Here is a 1,343-nt window from a genome sequence, read left to right as displayed (position 1 = left end):
GTGCTGCGATAACCGTTTCTACGCCTTCTTCACCAACTTTTTGGGCAATCTTATTTAATCCCTTGCTACGCATTTTGTTGATGTAAGAACCCTCAACCGGGTTTTCATATCGATCATTAATGATGTTTTCGAGTTCGAAAATAAAGTTCTGGTTAAAATCTGTTTTAAAACAGCTGCGGCTACCCGTATGGCAGGTTGGACCAACGGCATCCGCTTTGATTAGAATGGTGTCGTTATCACAGTCTACAAAAAGTTCTTTAACAAACAAAAAGTTATTGCTGGTTTCGCCTTTTGTCCAAAGGCGGTTTTTAGAACGCGAAAAGAAAGTTACCTTGCCTTCGGCCTGCGTTTTTTCCAGTGCTTCAGCATTCATATAACCCAGCATTAAAACCTCCAAAGTTTTATAATCCTGAATGATTACCGGGAGTAAGCCAGCTGTTTTATCCCAATCAAGGGTTGATATATCGATATTCATTTTTTATCATGTTTTCGTCATTGCGAGGCACGAAGCAATCTTATTGTGCAGGCTTTCGAACCCATAGCTTTAGGATTGCTTCGTGCCTCGCAATGACGAGTGTATTATTATATTCTAACAGGAATATGATTTCTTTTCAATTCCTGCTTTAAATCGGGAATCAGGATTTCGCCATAATGAAATACCGAAGCTGCCAGTGCAGCATCAACATTGGCCTTTTGAAAAACCTCTGTAAAATGCGCCATACTACCCGCTCCGCCTGATGCTATAATCGGGATATTGATCATTTGGTTTACTTTACTGAGCAACCCACAATCAAAACCTGCTTTGGTGCCATCGTGGTCCATCGAAGTTAACAAAATCTCTCCTGCACCTAAATCTTCTGCCTGTTTGATCCAATTTTCGGTTTCCAGTTCGGTAATTAGTCTTCCCCCATTTAAGTGGACCATATTTTTACCGTTTACATATTTGGTGTCGACTGCCAAAACCACAAACTGCACCCCAAAGGTCTTAGCCAGGTCTTCAATCAATTTCGGATTTCTAACTGCTGCCGAATTGATGCTGATTTTGTCCGCTCCTGCGTTTAATAACGCTTCTGCATCGGCAATTTCAGTTATTCCACCACCAATAGTAAAAGGAATATTTAATTGCCTGGCAACCGATTTAACCATTTCAATCATCGTTTTCCGACGCTCGTGGGTTGCGGTAATATCCAGGAAAACCAATTCGTCGGCACCTTGTTGTGCATATTGGGCGGCCAGTTCAACCGGGTCACCCGCATCACGTAAATCAACAAAGTTTACACCTTTTACCGTACGGCCGTCTTTAACGTCTAAACAAGGGATTATTCTTTTACTTAGCATTTAAC

2 protein-coding genes are annotated in these 1,343 nt (G+C 41.5%); both read right to left on the bottom strand.

Annotated features, from left to right (window positions below):
- The coding region (gene hisIE, locus AC1DPQ_RS27875; protein WP_477611587.1) for a bifunctional phosphoribosyl-AMP cyclohydrolase/phosphoribosyl-ATP diphosphatase HisIE at window positions 1–475 on the bottom strand (475 nt) is incomplete at its 3' end.
- A gap of 107 nt (window positions 476–582) precedes the next feature.
- On the bottom strand, window positions 583–1,338 hold the full coding sequence (gene hisF, locus AC1DPQ_RS27870; protein WP_057932516.1) for an imidazole glycerol phosphate synthase subunit HisF: 756 nt from the start codon (window positions 1,336–1,338) through the stop codon (window positions 583–585).
- Window positions 1,339–1,343: the final 5 nt, after the last annotated feature.

The organism is Pedobacter sp. 01T416_2 (genome assembly GCF_056398925.1).
The sequence above is the reverse complement of the archived record's forward strand: the minus strand, read 5'-3'. Positions and strand labels throughout refer to the sequence as shown.